Source organism: Paraburkholderia sp. EG304 (assembly GCF_046543485.1).
Taxonomy (GTDB): domain Bacteria; phylum Pseudomonadota; class Gammaproteobacteria; order Burkholderiales; family Burkholderiaceae; genus Paraburkholderia; species Paraburkholderia youngii.
The window spans coordinates 1-13740 of sequence record NZ_JBKGUA010000025.1 but is presented as its reverse complement, the minus strand read 5'-3'; the positions used below and the strand labels follow the sequence as shown (position 1 = coordinate 13740).

Genomic DNA, 13740 nt, shown 5'->3' with positions numbered 1-13740 from the left:
AACCGCCGATGCTCTCGGGCCTATCGAAACTGCTGGACAAAGCATTTATCCTCGGCTTCTTTTTGCCAGCCCTGCTTGGCTTTACAGGCTTTCTCGCAGCTAATGCGGATATCCCGGTGTTTGGCGATTTGCTGAACAAAGCGACCTCGGACAGCGAAAAGGTTGGCGGCTTGTTTACTTTCCTCATAATCGTATGGGTTCTATCGCTGATCTTGATGGTACTGAGCAACTGGTTTTATCAGGTCCTCGAAGGATACAAATGGCCATTCAATCGTGAGGCCTGGAAGCGCGATGAGCGCGACCGCCGCAATCGTCAGCTGCGCCTAATAGAACGCCTCCGTACGGAACTCGATACAGAGAACAGTACGATCGAGCGACTCAAAGCGTCGAAAGAATCGTCGGAATATAGAAAAGCCGAGGTGAACAGAGCCACCGTAAGGGCGAGGCTGTATCGCACTCAGGAGCGCAACGCGCGTGATTTCCCTCGCTATGAAAACCTCGTTCTTTCCACGGCCTTTGGGAACACGTTGCGTGCATTCGAGGGGTACTCGAGCGAAGTCTATAGGGTCGACAGCATATTCGTATGGCCACGTCTTCTTGCCGTCATCCCAAAGGACTATCAAGCAATCATTGCGGACGCGAGAGCTCCGGTTGACTTTCTGGTCGGACTCGTCGTTTTGGGTTCATTTACGTCCATCTTTACGTTCGTGCGGGCGCTCGACATCTGGCTTGCGGACGGGCTGGCCGGCAATTGCGTGTTAGCCGATCTTTTGCAGAATGCCGCGATTGCGGCCGCTATTGCGGTAATCGCATATCGGCTGGCGATTCTTGCGGCAAGAAACTGGGGCGACGTTGTCAAATCGGCGTTTGACCTGTACCTGCCGGCACTCGCCGAGCAGTTAGGTTTTGTTCTTCCGACGTCTCAAGCCGCGCAGCAGGAGTTTTGGGCCGCATGGAGCACGCAGTTTCGCTTCCATGCACCGGCAAATACCGCGTGGTGGACACGTGTCCAGCCGGCGACGCCACCCGCAACGACGCAGGCGGATTGGGAGGCGACAGACTCGGCTGGCGAAAGCGACGAGATGCGCGGCGGTTGAGAGGCAACCGCGCTGCCGCTTATCCAGCCTGGAGTTGCGTGCACCATGACACCACAGTTCGATACCGATTTGCGGACCAGACTGGTGAGAGTCTACGGTCGTGTGCAGGGTGTAGGTTACCGACAGGCTTGCATCGAGGAGGCCACGGCGCGAGGGATCACGGGTTGGGTGCGCAACCGGATGGATGGGTCGGTCGAAGCGGTGTTGCAAGGGCGCGCTGAAGAGCTCGAGCGAATCTGCGACTGGCTGGTCGACGGTGCGCATGGAGCGCTGGTGGACCGCCTGGAAATCAGGGAACTGCCGCCACCAGTTGCCCGGTTCGATGAATTCAAGCTGGCCGCGACGGTCTAGTTCGGGTCACGCAATAGAGCCCGAACTGTCGGACGTGAACGCTGGTTTTTCGAGCGCCCTAAGGCTTGACCGCGGAGGCCAGAATGCAGCTCATCGGAAGCCGCAGGTCCCCGTTATCGCTGCGATATGCCTCTGCGTCGCGTGCGACGGCCCTTTCGATAGCCGCCAGCGCGGCGGGCGTCTGCGCATGTAGCAACGCGGAAAACCGCACGCCGCCACGCAGGAGTGCATGAAAAGGTGTATTGGGAGCATGAAGCACGAGCGTGAGGTCCAACTCCCGCATCTCGGGTTGGACGAACCCGGTCTCGAGCAGCATGTGCTTCGATTCCTGCCAATCGCTGAACCGGAACAGGGCTGGTCCCGGCGGCAGGGGCACATCGGTCGTCCCGTGCTGCTCGATTGCCCTCAACACCATTTCGAAGCCCACCGCCTTGTTCGGTGTCGCCCATTCCGTGAAGGCGATTCTGCCGCCAGGTCGAAGTACACGAAGCGCCTCCGCGAGTGCGCGCTCGGGATGCGCAAAGTGCAACATTCCGAAGCTGATCCCCACGGCCGAGAAGCTTTCGTCGGGAAATGGCAGATCCTCCGCGTCGCCGACGCGGAATTCGAGTGGCGGAAAGACGCGTCTCGCCTTGTCGACCATCGCGACCGAGAAATCGACGCCGGCGACATCCGCGCCGCACAGTGCGGCTGCCGCCGCGAGGTAGCCAGGGCCGCATGCGACGTCGAGAAAACGCGCACCCCGACGAATGCAAAGGGTCTCGAGAATGGCCTGGTTCGACTGCGCGGTCAAATCACCGAAATACTCATGATAGGCCTGCGCGACCCGCTCCCAACCTTCATGTTCGAAGGTGCTGAAGTCGAGTTGTCCCATGCTTACCCCCACCGGTTTTACACGTTGGCAACTTGCAGCGCACGACTATGTTCCTCGGAATCCGCAGGTCTGGCTATCGGGGAAACAATTCAGGCGAGCGACAGTGAAGATAGACGGATGTGTGGTGCGGCGCACAACTAGCGTCGTCTAAAGCCGCCAGACTCGCGCGCGCCGGCGCTTCTAGCATTGCAGCGCCGGTCGCGAAACGCTTCACTTGCGCTAGACTGGCTCGAGCAACCGGAAGGAGACCCAGGATGATACGCAAGACGCTTAACGCCTCGCAGCTTCAGCAGGAGGTCAATCGGAGAATTCATCGACTGCAGGAAATCGTCGACGATGGCGTGAAGATTCGCGTGCCGCGGCCGCAGTTGCAAGAGGCTGACAAGACAGGCTGCAACTGGAACATGACCCACTTTGGCAATGCGATTGGCTTCGAGCGCGACATCGAGGGCGTACTCAAGGCCATGCGCGCGGAATACAACCTCAGTACCGAGGTGAAGGACACCGGCAACCCATTCGGGGACTAGCCGCGAAACACACAAAATTCGTTGTGCGTTTTTGATCGCGTGCGCATGCTGGAAACGGGAATGGGAATGCACGCCGCAACGCGTCGTTACAACCACCGCGGGTCGCGCGTAAACGCGACGGTCAACCAGCGGTCCGGGCCCGACTCACCGATCGCGCGCGAGATCCTGTCGCGGATCTGATCGAGCTGGCGCACGCCGGCGTGCTCCATCGCCTCGGGCAACACGATGTGCACCTCGACGAACAGGCCTCGGCCGACGCGTGTCGCATAGTGCGAGTGCTTGACGAAGCCATAGTCGGCGGTCAGTTGTTGCATCAGGTCGCGCAACTCCTGCTCCAGATCCGGCGGCGTAATCAGCAACACTTCCTTGACCGCGCCGATCACGGTTCCGGTCGGCATCGGGATCAGCACGAGCGTCAGTAGGGCGAGCACGCCGGGGTCGATGTACGGCGTCAGGTGGCCTTGCCCGATATGTTCGAGCAGCCATGCAATCGAAAACGCCAGCAGCAGCGCTGAGCTGATGCACGCCGACATCAGCCAGCTCTTGATGTCGAGGCCGATGAGTTCGGAGTCGATCACGCGATTCACGCGCCGCTCGCGCAAGAACATGAAGAAGCAAAACGCGGCGACCACCACCGCGTAGAAGACGCCCCAGCCGAATTCGAGTTCGTGGCCGCCGTCGAGCAGGCCTTTGACCGCGTTGACGAAAGCGTAAAAGCACAGCACCGCCAGCAGACTGCCGTTGAACACGAGCACGAGCGGCTCGATGTGCCAGAAGCCGTGCTGGAAGCGTCGACTGCTCTCCTGTTGAAGCAGGCGGGTGACGAGCAACGACAGGCTGCACATCGCGGCGTCGAGCGCGGAGAACATGCCGTCGAAGATGATCGCCAGCGAGCCGCTCAGGATCCCGACCGCGATGCCGAGTCCGGCGATCATCACGGTGCAAAGCAGCGACTGTTTGAGGATGCGTTGTTCGAGGTCCGTTGCTTTCATGATCCGAATGACCGCCCGTGGCTGAAAGACGTTCTTGGCTGAGGGGAGTATATCGGGCGCGAATGGCCGGATCGTCGCGGCCCGGCTCACAGCGGCAAAACGCTACTAACTGTCTGGCCCATTGGGCGCCTGCGCGGTTAGTCATTCCCGGTTTCCTACATCACGCTATCGGGGCCGACCGGGACGCTCGTCGCGCGGATCCACGAATTGCATCTGCCGCTGCTCGGCGTGATCGCGGTGATCACGATGATCTACATCGCGCTCGGCTCGCTGATGGAAGCGCTTGCGATGATGCTGCTGACGATCCCGTCTTCGCTGCGATCGTCCAGCCGCTCGGTGAAGACGATGCTGCCCGATCTGTCGATTCGCACGATCTTTCGCGGCACGATTCCGTTCCCTGTCGCCAATATCGTCGCGCTGGTCGCGGTGATTCTGGTGCCGGGGATCGCGCTGCGGCTCGTCGGGCTGATGCGATGACGTGCGGCGGATGCGCACGTGCCTGCGGGTCGGCAAAGCGCGGGGCAACAAACCGGTGGAACGCCAACCGCCCGCGGCCCACCCGTGCGTCTACCCGGGCTTTTCCTGGGGTGCCCTCAGGCGCATCCAATTCGCCGCCGTCGTTCATCGCCAGGCCTTGCCCACACTCGCTGCCGCGCTATGCGTCGCGATTATTTGCGATTCACGAATGCCGCATTCGGCGCTTGTCCCGTACCTGAGCCGCCCCAGTTGCGCCAATCTTGGCCGCGTCGCTGCCGCATCGACGAAGCGCGGCACGACACCCGTTGCTGAATTCGACGAACCCGGCGGCGCGCCGTTGCGCCAGCGAATGCCGTGCGCGCGCCAAGCGGCCGGCCTACGCAGACATGGAGACAAAGATGAAATCGAACGACTGGGACGTGGCCTACGAATGGAAGGCCGTCGTGCTGCTGGCCCTCGGCTTCGGCCTCGTGGGACTCGACCGGTGGCTGATCGCGCCGCTCTTTCCGGCGATCATGAAGGACCTGCATCTGACCGCGCAGGACGTCGGCAACTGTATCGGCATCCTCGGCTTGTCGTGGGGAATTTTCGCGGCGCTGATGGGCGGCATCTCCGACAAGATCGGGCGCCGCAAGGTGCTGATCCCGGCGATTCTGGCCTTCTCGCTGCTGTCCGGTTTCTCCGGACTCGCCGGCGGCCTGATGAGCCTGCTCGCGGTGCGCGCATTGATGGGCGTCGCCGAAGGCTCGTTCTGCCCGACCAGCTTCGCCGCGACCGCCGATGCGTCGCATCCGAAGCGCCGCGGTTTCAATCTCGGCTTGCAGCAAAGCGGCTTCGCGCTGTTCGGCCTCGCGCTGTCGCCGATCATCGCGACGCAATTACTCAGCGTGGTCACGTGGCGCTGGGTGTTCGCGCTGGTGTCGGTGCCGGGGCTGATTCTCGGCGTGCTGATGTTCTTCGTGATTCGCGAACCGAAAGCCGCGCCGCAAGCTACCCCAAAGCGGCCCACCTGCCCGGCCCAACGCGGCAATTGGCGCGACGTGCTGAAGAGCCGCAACATCCCGATCGCGATGGCCGCATTGTTCTGCGCGATGACCGGCGTGTTCGTGCTCGGCGCAATGCTGCCGCTGTACCTGACCGAGTATCTGTCGCTCGACACGCAGCGCATGGGCGTCGTCGTCTCGGCGATCGGCTTTGGCGGCTTCATCGGCCAGTTCGGTTTGCCGGGGCTGTCGGACCTGACCGGGCGGCGCGTCGCGAGCGTCGTCGGCTTTGCGGGCACCGCGGTGATGCTGTACCTGTTCCGCGGACTCGGCGCGCAGCCCGTGCAGCTTTTCGCGGTGTTGTTCGTCGCGTCGTTCTTCACGCTCGGACTCGTGTCGCTGCTGTCCGGTCCGGTTGCGACCGAAGCAGCGCCGATCGGCATGATCTCCACGTCGATCGGCATCGTCGTCGGCGCGGGCGAGATTTTCGGCGGCGGCATTGCACCGGCATTGGCGGGCTTCGTCGCGACGCACTTCGGCATTCAGAACATCCTGTGGCTGCCGATCTGCGCGGTGCTGCTAGGCATCGGCGTGAGCCTGCTGCTCGAGGAAACCGCGCCGGCCCGGGTGCGTCGTCAGAGGCTTGCGCCGTCGCTCGAATTGCCGACCAGCGAGCAACCGGAATGATGCGCTGCAACCGGTCGGCGCCGCGCTCGACAACGAGTCCGTTGTCGCCGACCGGGCGGCGCGTTCACGCGCCCCAGCCCAGATACACTGACAGGCTGGACGAGTGGACAAGGACGCAGCATGGACCGTTTTCTGAGCATCGAGGCCTTCGTACGGGTGGCCGAGACGAGCAGCTTCGCCGAAGCGGCGCGGCAGTTGGGCGTGACGAGTTCGGTGATCACGACGCGCATCCAGCAGCTGGAGAAGTTCGTCAACGCGCCGCTCTTTCATCGCAGCACGCGGGTCGTGCGACTGTCCGAGGTGGGCGAGGCGTTCTATCGCGAATGCGCGGAAGTGGTCGGGCGGGTCAACGAACTGACCGACCAGATGCGCGAGTTGCGTGCGACACCGACCGGCCGCTTGCGCATCCAGATGCTGCCGGGTTTCGCGCTCGGCCACTTCGGCGCGCCGCTTGCGGAATTCAACCGGCGCTATCCGGGCATCCAGCTCGACGTGATCGTCAACGACCGGGTGGTCGATCCGATCGAAGAGGGCTTCGACGTCGCCTTCCAGATCTTTCCGCCGTTCGCCGAATCGCTGATCGAGCGACGGCTGTTCAAAGTGCGGCGTCTGTTCTGCGCGACGCCCGCGTATGTGAAGGAGCATGGCGCGCCGCAGCATCCACGCGATCTGCTGCAACACACCACGGCGCTGTATTCGGGCTATCCGTCGCGCAATCGCTGGACCATGGCGCACGGCGACGAGGTCGTCGAAATGGAGCTGCCGGGCATGATCCGTTCGAACTCGGTGCATCTGCTGCGCGACTATGCGCTGACCGGCGGCGGCGTCGTTTGCCTGCCGACGCTGGTCGCGAGCGCCGCGCTGCTCGACGGTTCGCTGGTGCCGATTCTGACCGACTACACGCTGTCGCCGCTGAATTTCGCGGCCGTGTATCCCGCGACACAACGACAGGCGCTCAAGGTGAAAGCGCTGGTCGAGTTTCTGGCCGAGTACCTGGGACCCGAACCCGCGTGGGACCGGCCGCTGATCGAGCGTGGCTGGGTGACGTAAGGCGGCTATTCACGCGGCGATTATTTGCAAAGTGCAAATGCTGTAATCGCCGGATCGCCGGTTGTTGCCATCCTGTTGCGCTTCTAAAGTTACTTCCAACAAGACCGATTCAACAACCGCAACTTCGTTGCATGGGATCGGAGCAAGAGCTTTGCATGGGACCGGAGTAGGCGCTAAAGCGCCAACACCGGTCGACAGCTAAAGCGCCAACTCCGATCGACACAGGAGACAGCAATGACCGACCAGTCATTCCACACCGTCTTTGGCTCGCTCGACGGCTACCGCAAAGGCGAAATCGAAATCACGAGCGGCGAAGCGCGCCACTACGTGTTTTCCAACATCTTCGAAGTCGCTTCCGAGTCGGCGCCCTACGAGAAGGTTGTAGTCGGCAAGAACCTCGACTACGTGATCGAGGCGCTGCGCACCGAAGGCCAATCGCAATGGTTCGCCTGCGCACACGACGAGTTCGCGATCCTGATGGACGGCGAAGTGCGCATCGATTTCGTCAAGCTCGACAATCCGCCGAAGAGTGGCGCGGGCACCGTCGCAGCGGGCGCGCAACCTGCCGGCCGCGCGATGGGTTACGTGGTGCTGCGTCGCGGTCATCAGGCTTTGCTGCCGGCCGGCTGCGCATATCGTTTCAGCGCGCAAAAGCCCGGCGTCGTGCTCGTGCAAACGATGCGCGGCGAACTGTCGGTGGAGAAGTGGGCCGATATCTGCCTGCACTGATACGCACACGTTAGGAGACAAGACATGGCATCCCTCGAAACCCTCGATCACCCGGCCGGCTTCGCGGCCGACACCGTGCGCGCCAGCGAACCCGACGCGATCACCGGCTATCGCCGCTTTACGCTCGGCGCGTTCGAATTCCTGCGCGACGAGTACTTCGTCAAGATCAACTGGCCCGCGAAAGGCCAGACCCGCACCCACGCGGTGCCGGCCGATGCGTTCCTGCGCGCGATGATGCGCGACGTCGCCTGGGGCTTCTTCTACGGCTGGGTCAACTTCGACCACGTGTTCGGCACGCGCAATCACTACGGCAAGGTCGACGTGTATGCGGGCTCGTTCAACGGCATCATGAAGGACGCGGGCGTCGATTACATGGAGACCTTCGAGACGCCCACGATCATGGCGACCTTCAAGGCGATCCTGCACGACTGGACCAACGAAGGCTTCGACCCGTTCGCGGCACCCGAGGAAACCGGCACCGCGTTCGGCCGCAAGCATGGCGACAACGACGCCGCGATCGAGCGCACGCGCATCGCGACGCGCCGCATGCCGGGCCTCGAAGGCGACTCGCCGCTGCGCGACGAACTGCCGGTCAACCGCGCGTTCGCCGACGTCGTGCAGGACGATCCGGAGGTGCACGTCGAGCCCGGCTTCGAAGGCCAGCTGCACGCGTTCAATCTGTTCAAGTATCTGTCGCGCTCGGACGTCACGTGGAATCCGTCGGTTACGTCGGTGTGCGGCCAGAGCCTGTTCTGCCCGACCACCGAGGAATACATCCTGCCGGTGTTTCACGGCAACGATCGGGTCGAGTGGTTCCTGCAACTGTCCGATGAAATCGTCTGGGACATCGGCGACAAGAACACCGGCGCACCGCGCGCGCGGATCACGATGCGTGCGGGAGACATCTGCGCGATGCCGGCCGACATCCGCCATCAGGGTTACTCGACCAAGCGCTCGATGCTGCTCGTGTGGGAGAACGCGACGCCGAATCTGCCGAAGCGTTACGAAAGCGGCGAGCTGAAGCCGTACCCCGTCGATTTCTGAAGGCTTGATTGAAGAGCCGCGCGCCCGCATTCACCGAGGATCATTCATGCAAACCCAACTGTTCATCGACGGCCGCTTCACTGACGCCGTCGAAGGCGGCACGATCGACGTGCTCAATCCGCACGACGGCTCGCTGATCACGCAGATCGCCGCGGCCACCGCCGCCGATGTCGATCTGGCCGTCGCTGCCGCCGCGCGCGCGTTCCCGAAGTGGGCCGCGCTGCCCGCCGCCGAACGCGGCCGGCTGCTGCTGAAGCTCGCCGACGCGATCGAGGCCAATGCCGAAGAACTCGCGCAACTCGAATCGCTGGACACCGGCCACCCGATCCGCGATTCGCGCTCGCTCGACGTGCCGCGCACGGCGGCATGCTTTCGCTACTTCGGCGGCATGGCCGACAAGCTGCAAGGCTCGGTGATTCCGGTCGAAGCGGGGTTTCTGAACTACGTGCAGCGCGCGCCGATCGGCGTGGTCGGGCAGATCGTGCCGTGGAATTTCCCGCTGATGTTCACGAGCTGGAAGATGGGACCGGCACTCGCGGCCGGCAACACGGTCGTGCTGAAGCCGTCGGAGATCACGCCGCTGTCCACGCTGCGCATCGTCGAGCTGATGGCCGAGGTCGGTTTTCCCGAGGGCGTCGTCAACATCGTCGCGGGCTATGGTCATACGGCGGGGCAGCGGCTCGCCGAGCATCCGGGCGTCGGCAAGATCGCGTTCACCGGATCGACCGCGACCGGGCGGCGCATCGTCGAGGCCTCGCAGGGCAATCTGAAGCGCGTGCAGCTCGAACTCGGCGGCAAGGGCGCGAACATCGTGTTCGATGACGCGAACCTCGATGCCGCGATCAACGGCGCCGCCTGGGCGATCTTCCACAACCAGGGCCAGGCGTGCATCGCGGGCTCGCGGCTGATCCTGCACGAGCGCATCGCCGATCAGTTCCTCGAGCGCTTCGTGTCGCTGGCGTCGTCGATCCGGCTCGGCGATCCGCTCGATGCCGACACCGAGATGGGGCCGCTCACCTCGAAGCAGCATCAGGAACGCGTGCTGGCGTTCGTCGACATCGCGCGTCAGCAGGGCGGCCGCGTGCTGACCGGCGGCACTGCACCGAGCGATGCATCGCTTGCGAACGGCTACTACGTGCGCCCGACCGTCGTCGAGGCCGCGAGTCCGAACGACCGCGTCGCGCAGGAGGAAGTGTTCGGCCCGTTCGTCACGGTGCTGCGTTTCCGTACCGACGACGAAGCGCTCGCAATCGCCAACGGCACCGACTACGGCCTCGGCAGCGGGCTATGGACGCGCGATCTGTCGCGCGCGCATTCGATGGCCGCGCGAATCCATGCGGGCATGTGCTGGGTCAACTGCTATAAGCGCGTCAATCCGGGCAGCCCTTTCGGCGGTGTAGGACAGTCGGGCTACGGCCGCGAGATGGGCTTCGAGGCGATGCACGACTACACGGAAGCGCGCTCGGTGTGGGTCAACGTCGACGGCAACGTGCCGCCGCATTTCAAGCGCTGAGGGCCGCATGGAGCGCTTCATCTATCAGGGCACGCCGTCGCGTGTGGTGTTCGAATGGGGCGGGCTCGCGACGCTGCCCGCGGAGGTCGAACGGTTAGGAGCCACGCGCGCGCTGATCCTGGCGACACCCGAGCAGCACGCGCTGGCCGAGCGGGTCGCGGAGGTGCTCGGCAAGCGCGCGGCGGGTGTGCATGCGCAAGCCGTGATGCACGTGCCGATCGAAGTCGCTCGCGCGGCGCGCGATGCGGCGGCCGCGCTCGATGCCGACTGCTGCGTCGCGGTGGGCGGTGGTTCGACGGTCGGCCTCGGCAAGGCGATCGCGCTCGAATCGTCGCTGCCGATCATCGCCGTGCCCACCACCTATGCGGGCTCCGAGATGACGCCGATCTACGGCCTCACGGAAGGGCGTCTGAAGCGCACGGGACGCGATATGCGCGTGCTGCCACGCACGGTGATCTACGATCCGTCGCTGACGTTGTCGTTGCCGGCGGGCATTTCCGCCGCGTCGGGTATCAACGCGATGGCCCATGCGGTCGAAGCGTTGTATGCGGAAGACTCGAACCCGGTGATCAGCCTGATGGCCGAGGAAGCGATCCGCGCGCTCGGCGAAGCGCTGCCCGCGATCGTGCGCGCACCGGACGATGCCGCCGCGCGCAGCGGCGCGCTGTACGGCGCGTGGCTCGCGGGCACCTGTCTGGGCGCGGTCGGCATGGCCCTGCATCACAAGCTTTGTCATACGCTCGGTGGCACGTTCAACCTGCCGCATGCGCAAACCCATGCGGCGATGCTGCCGCATACGGCACACTACAACCACGGCGCCGCGCCCGCTGCGCTCGCGCGCGTCGCACGCGCACTCGGCGGCGAACGCGCGGCCGACGCGGGTCCGCTGCTGTTCGAACTGAACCGCGCGCTCGGCATTCCGCTGGCGCTCGCGCAGATCGGCATGGCCGAGCAGGGACTCGACGAAGCGGCCGATCTCGCGTGCAAGAATCCGTATGCGAACCCGCGTCCCGTGGAACGCGATGCGATCCGCGCGCTGCTGCAACGGGCGTGGCAGGGTGCCGAACCCGTCTGAGCGCCGGAGAACGCAGCGCCGCCCAAACAATAGATGGAGGAAGACATGTCGACAGACAGCAAAGAGGCCGAGCAGGCCCTGACCGAGCAGGTGGTAGCAAGCTTCGCCGGCACGCCCGACGATCGGCTGCGCACGCTGATGCAAAGCCTCGTGCGGCACATGCATGCGTTCGTGCGCGAAGTCGAGCCGACCGAGGCCGAATGGATGTCGGCCATCCGCTTTCTGACCGACACCGGCAAGATGTGCGACGACCTCGTGCGCCAGGAATTCATTCTGCTGTCGGATACGCTCGGCGTATCGATGCTGGTCGACGCGATCAATCACCGGCTCGCGACGGGCGCCACCGACACCACCGTGTTCGGGCCGTTCTATATTCGCGGCATGCCCGAGCGCGCGTATGGCGAGAACATCGCGTTCACGCCGGGCACGCCCGCGCTCGTGCATGGGCGCGTGCTGTCGACGGACGGCGAACCGCTTGCCAACGCGGTACTGGACGTCTGGCAGACCGCCGAGAACGGCATGTACTCGGGGCAGGACACCGCGCAGCCGCACGGCAATCTGCGTGGCCGTTTTCGCACCGACGCCGAAGGCCGCTATGCGATTTCGACGATCGTGCCGGTCAGCTATCCAATTCCGACCGACGGCCCGGTCGGCCGCATGCTCGAAGCGACCGGACGGCATCCGTGGCGGCCCGCGCATCTGCACTTCATGATCGACGCGCCTGGGCATCGTACGCTCGTCACGCATGTGTTCGATCGCGAAGATCCTTATCTGGGTTCGGACGCGGTGTTCGGCGTGAAGCCGTCGCTGATGGTCGACTATCGCGAGTGCCCCGCGGATCACGAACTCGCGCGCCGCTTCGGTCTCGATGGACCGTTCCGCGAAGCGCGCTACGACTTCATTCTCGATCGGAGCTGATGGCAATGGCACGTTTTTTCGCGGTATTCGCGACCGACAAGCCAGGCATGCGCGAAGTGCGCGAACGGGTGCGTCCGGTGCATCGCACGTGGCTGCGGGGCGGTACGCATCGCGGTGTGTTCGTGCGCCTCGGCGGTCCGACGCTCGCGCCGCAATGCGATGCGATGAATGGCACGTTGCTGGTCGTCGAAGCGGAGCGTATCGACGACGTGATGGAGTTCGTCAGCAACGATCCGTACATGCAGGCGGGGCTGTTCGATTGCGTCGAGATTCGCCCGTGGGACTGGAGCCTCGGCAATCCGGAACGGAGAGTCTGAGCGATGAACGAAACGCCGCTATGTCCGCTTGCCGACGTGCCCGATGGCGGCGCGCGGGTCGTCGATGCAACCGCCGCCGGCGTGCCCGTCGTGGTGGTGCGGCGGGGCGAGCAGGTGTGGGCTTACGCGAACCGTTGCCCGCATTTTTCGGTGCCGCTCGATTTCGAACCCGGCGATGTGCTGTGCTATCGCTCGCAGGTGTTGATGTGCGCGCATCACAGCGCGTTGTTTCGCTTCGAGGATGGACGCTGTATCGAGGGGCCGTGTGCGGGGGCGAGCCTCGATGCGGTCAAGATTGCGGTCGATGGGGACGCGTGGGTGGTGTTGAATCCGTAGTTGGCGCTCTGATAGCAGATTCAACCTCTGCGGTAGCGTGATTAGGCCAACGGCTTAGGGAAACGGGAACTGATCCGGTTTCACGCGCAAACGAGCGATGAGATTTTTGCCCCGCAGCGGGGCAAGGTCCTCATCCTTCACCCAGAATACTTCGAATTGCTGCAATTCCGGGCCTACGCGGGGGCCCTCCGGTGAGTGGCGCATTCGTTGCGCGGATGATTCGGGGTAAGGCGCGAGGCTGAACCACGCGCCATACCCTGCCATTCCTACTTCAACCGCCCCGCCAGAAACTGCTGCAACCGCTCGCTACGCGGATTCGTCAGCACCTGATGCGGATGCCCTTGCTCCTCGATCTTGCCCTTGTGCAGGAACACGACATGATTCGACACGTTGCGCGCAAAGCCCATTTCGTGCGTGACGACGATCATCGTGCGGCCTTCTTCGGCGAGCGCCTGCATTACGCGCAGCACTTCGTCGACGAGCTCGGGATCGAGCGCCGAAGTCGGTTCGTCGAACAGCATCACTTCCGGCTCCATCGCGAGCGCGCGAGCAATCGCGACGCGCTGCTGCTGACCGCCCGACAGATGCGACGGATATTTTTTCTCCGTGCTGGCCGGCAAACCGACCTTGGTCAGATACTTGCGGGCTCTGTCGCATTAACGCGAGGGAGGTAAAATTCGAGGCTGACGAGAACGCTTTGGCCAAACGATGAAGAAGATACTGACCCCACGAACGACGCTTGCTCCGGGCATCGCCAAGGTTCTGAAGCG

Annotated in this window: 15 protein-coding genes and 1 pseudogene; 13 read left to right on the top strand and 3 right to left on the bottom strand. The window is 63.7% G+C overall.

Annotated elements, in window-relative coordinates; genetic code table 11:
- The first annotated feature begins 8 nt into the window (after positions 1 to 8).
- Complete coding sequence (locus tag ACLFKU_RS26065) at positions 9 to 1097, top strand: hypothetical protein (RefSeq protein WP_410850995.1); 1089 nt, start codon at positions 9 to 11, stop codon at positions 1095 to 1097.
- Between the two features lie 45 nt (positions 1098 to 1142).
- Positions 1143 to 1448 (top strand): acylphosphatase, encoded by a 306-nt coding sequence (locus ACLFKU_RS26060; protein ID WP_368582533.1) that lies wholly within the window; start codon positions 1143 to 1145, stop codon positions 1446 to 1448.
- Positions 1449 to 1506: 58 nt separating this feature from the next.
- Here ACLFKU_RS26060 and ACLFKU_RS26055 read toward each other — a convergent pair whose 3' ends face one another.
- Positions 1507 to 2322, bottom strand: coding sequence for a class I SAM-dependent methyltransferase (locus ACLFKU_RS26055; protein WP_410850994.1), 816 nt, complete (start codon positions 2320 to 2322; stop codon positions 1507 to 1509).
- A gap of 254 nt (positions 2323 to 2576) precedes the next feature.
- Between ACLFKU_RS26055 and ACLFKU_RS26050 the strand changes: the two genes are divergently transcribed.
- Positions 2577 to 2849 carry a hypothetical protein gene (locus tag ACLFKU_RS26050; RefSeq protein WP_013093856.1) on the top strand — a complete coding sequence of 91 codons (273 nt, stop codon included), beginning with the start codon at positions 2577 to 2579 and terminating at the stop codon, positions 2847 to 2849.
- Between the two features lie 86 nt (positions 2850 to 2935).
- Here ACLFKU_RS26050 and ACLFKU_RS26045 read toward each other — a convergent pair whose 3' ends face one another.
- The gene (locus tag ACLFKU_RS26045) at positions 2936 to 3841 is read right to left on the bottom strand and encodes a cation diffusion facilitator family transporter (RefSeq protein ID WP_368582531.1); all 906 of its coding nucleotides are present in this window, start codon (positions 3839 to 3841) and stop codon (positions 2936 to 2938) included.
- Positions 3842 to 4048: 207 nt separating this feature from the next.
- Here ACLFKU_RS26045 and ACLFKU_RS26040 point away from each other — a divergent pair, with 207 nt between their 5' ends.
- The 10 genes from ACLFKU_RS26040 to ACLFKU_RS25995 all read left to right on the top strand — a co-directional run bounded on the left by ACLFKU_RS26040 (position 4049) and on the right by ACLFKU_RS25995 (position 12970).
- Entirely contained in the window at positions 4049 to 4318 is a 270-nt protein-coding gene (locus ACLFKU_RS26040; protein WP_410850993.1) for a hypothetical protein, read from the top strand.
- 398 nt (positions 4319 to 4716) lie between these two features.
- Positions 4717 to 5988, top strand: coding sequence for an MFS transporter (locus ACLFKU_RS26035; RefSeq protein WP_410850992.1), 1272 nt, complete (start codon positions 4717 to 4719; stop codon positions 5986 to 5988).
- Between the two features lie 120 nt (positions 5989 to 6108).
- Entirely contained in the window at positions 6109 to 7038 is a 930-nt protein-coding gene (locus ACLFKU_RS26030; RefSeq protein WP_410850991.1) for a LysR substrate-binding domain-containing protein, read from the top strand.
- Positions 7039 to 7272: 234 nt separating this feature from the next.
- Positions 7273 to 7767: a hydroxyquinol 1,2-dioxygenase gene (locus ACLFKU_RS26025; RefSeq protein WP_410850990.1), complete on the top strand. Its 495-nt coding sequence runs from the start codon at positions 7273 to 7275 to the stop codon at positions 7765 to 7767.
- A gap of 24 nt (positions 7768 to 7791) precedes the next feature.
- Positions 7792 to 8811, top strand: coding sequence for a hydroxyquinol 1,2-dioxygenase (locus ACLFKU_RS26020; RefSeq protein ID WP_410850989.1), 1020 nt, complete (start codon positions 7792 to 7794; stop codon positions 8809 to 8811).
- Between the two features lie 46 nt (positions 8812 to 8857).
- Positions 8858 to 10324 (top strand): aldehyde dehydrogenase family protein, encoded by a 1467-nt coding sequence (locus ACLFKU_RS26015; protein ID WP_368582525.1) that lies wholly within the window; start codon positions 8858 to 8860, stop codon positions 10322 to 10324.
- Positions 10325 to 10331: 7 nt separating this feature from the next.
- A complete protein-coding gene (locus ACLFKU_RS26010; RefSeq protein ID WP_410850988.1) occupies positions 10332 to 11399 on the top strand; it encodes a maleylacetate reductase in 1068 nt (355 codons plus the stop codon).
- A 45-nt stretch (positions 11400 to 11444) separates the two neighbouring features.
- On the top strand, positions 11445 to 12317 hold the full coding sequence (locus tag ACLFKU_RS26005; RefSeq protein WP_410850987.1) for an intradiol ring-cleavage dioxygenase: 873 nt from the start codon (positions 11445 to 11447) through the stop codon (positions 12315 to 12317).
- 5 nt (positions 12318 to 12322) lie between these two features.
- Positions 12323 to 12634, top strand: coding sequence for a YciI family protein (locus ACLFKU_RS26000; protein WP_368597967.1), 312 nt, complete (start codon positions 12323 to 12325; stop codon positions 12632 to 12634).
- A gap of 3 nt (positions 12635 to 12637) precedes the next feature.
- Complete coding sequence (locus tag ACLFKU_RS25995) at positions 12638 to 12970, top strand: Rieske (2Fe-2S) protein (protein ID WP_368582521.1); 333 nt, start codon at positions 12638 to 12640, stop codon at positions 12968 to 12970.
- A 266-nt stretch (positions 12971 to 13236) separates the two neighbouring features.
- On the opposite strand, the pseudogene ACLFKU_RS25990 reads toward ACLFKU_RS25995, so the two are convergent.
- Positions 13237 to 13620 (bottom strand): annotated as a pseudogene (locus ACLFKU_RS25990) (ATP-binding cassette domain-containing protein); the annotation flags it as partial.
- Positions 13621 to 13740 lie beyond the last annotated feature (120 nt).

Excerpts from the sequence above, each read along its gene's own strand:
- ACLFKU_RS26065 (WP_410850995.1), top strand. The coding sequence starts at position 9 with ATGCTCTCGGGCCTATCGAAACTGCTGGACAAAGCATTTATCCTCGGC.
- ACLFKU_RS26060 (WP_368582533.1), top strand. The coding sequence starts at position 1,143 with ATGACACCACAGTTCGATACCGATTTGCGGACCAGACTGGTGAGAGTC.
- ACLFKU_RS26055 (WP_410850994.1), bottom strand. The coding sequence starts at position 2,322 with ATGGGACAACTCGACTTCAGCACCTTCGAACATGAAGGTTGGGAGCGG.
- ACLFKU_RS26050 (WP_013093856.1), top strand. The coding sequence starts at position 2,577 with ATGATACGCAAGACGCTTAACGCCTCGCAGCTTCAGCAGGAGGTCAAT.
- ACLFKU_RS26045 (WP_368582531.1), bottom strand. The coding sequence starts at position 3,841 with ATGAAAGCAACGGACCTCGAACAACGCATCCTCAAACAGTCGCTGCTT.
- ACLFKU_RS26035 (WP_410850992.1), top strand. The coding sequence starts at position 4,717 with ATGAAATCGAACGACTGGGACGTGGCCTACGAATGGAAGGCCGTCGTG.
- ACLFKU_RS26030 (WP_410850991.1), top strand. The coding sequence starts at position 6,109 with ATGGACCGTTTTCTGAGCATCGAGGCCTTCGTACGGGTGGCCGAGACG.
- ACLFKU_RS26025 (WP_410850990.1), top strand. The coding sequence starts at position 7,273 with ATGACCGACCAGTCATTCCACACCGTCTTTGGCTCGCTCGACGGCTAC.
- ACLFKU_RS26020 (WP_410850989.1), top strand. The coding sequence starts at position 7,792 with ATGGCATCCCTCGAAACCCTCGATCACCCGGCCGGCTTCGCGGCCGAC.
- ACLFKU_RS26015 (WP_368582525.1), top strand. The coding sequence starts at position 8,858 with ATGCAAACCCAACTGTTCATCGACGGCCGCTTCACTGACGCCGTCGAA.
- ACLFKU_RS26010 (WP_410850988.1), top strand. The coding sequence starts at position 10,332 with ATGGAGCGCTTCATCTATCAGGGCACGCCGTCGCGTGTGGTGTTCGAA.
- ACLFKU_RS26005 (WP_410850987.1), top strand. The coding sequence starts at position 11,445 with ATGTCGACAGACAGCAAAGAGGCCGAGCAGGCCCTGACCGAGCAGGTG.
- ACLFKU_RS26000 (WP_368597967.1), top strand. The coding sequence starts at position 12,323 with ATGGCACGTTTTTTCGCGGTATTCGCGACCGACAAGCCAGGCATGCGC.
- ACLFKU_RS25995 (WP_368582521.1), top strand. The coding sequence starts at position 12,638 with ATGAACGAAACGCCGCTATGTCCGCTTGCCGACGTGCCCGATGGCGGC.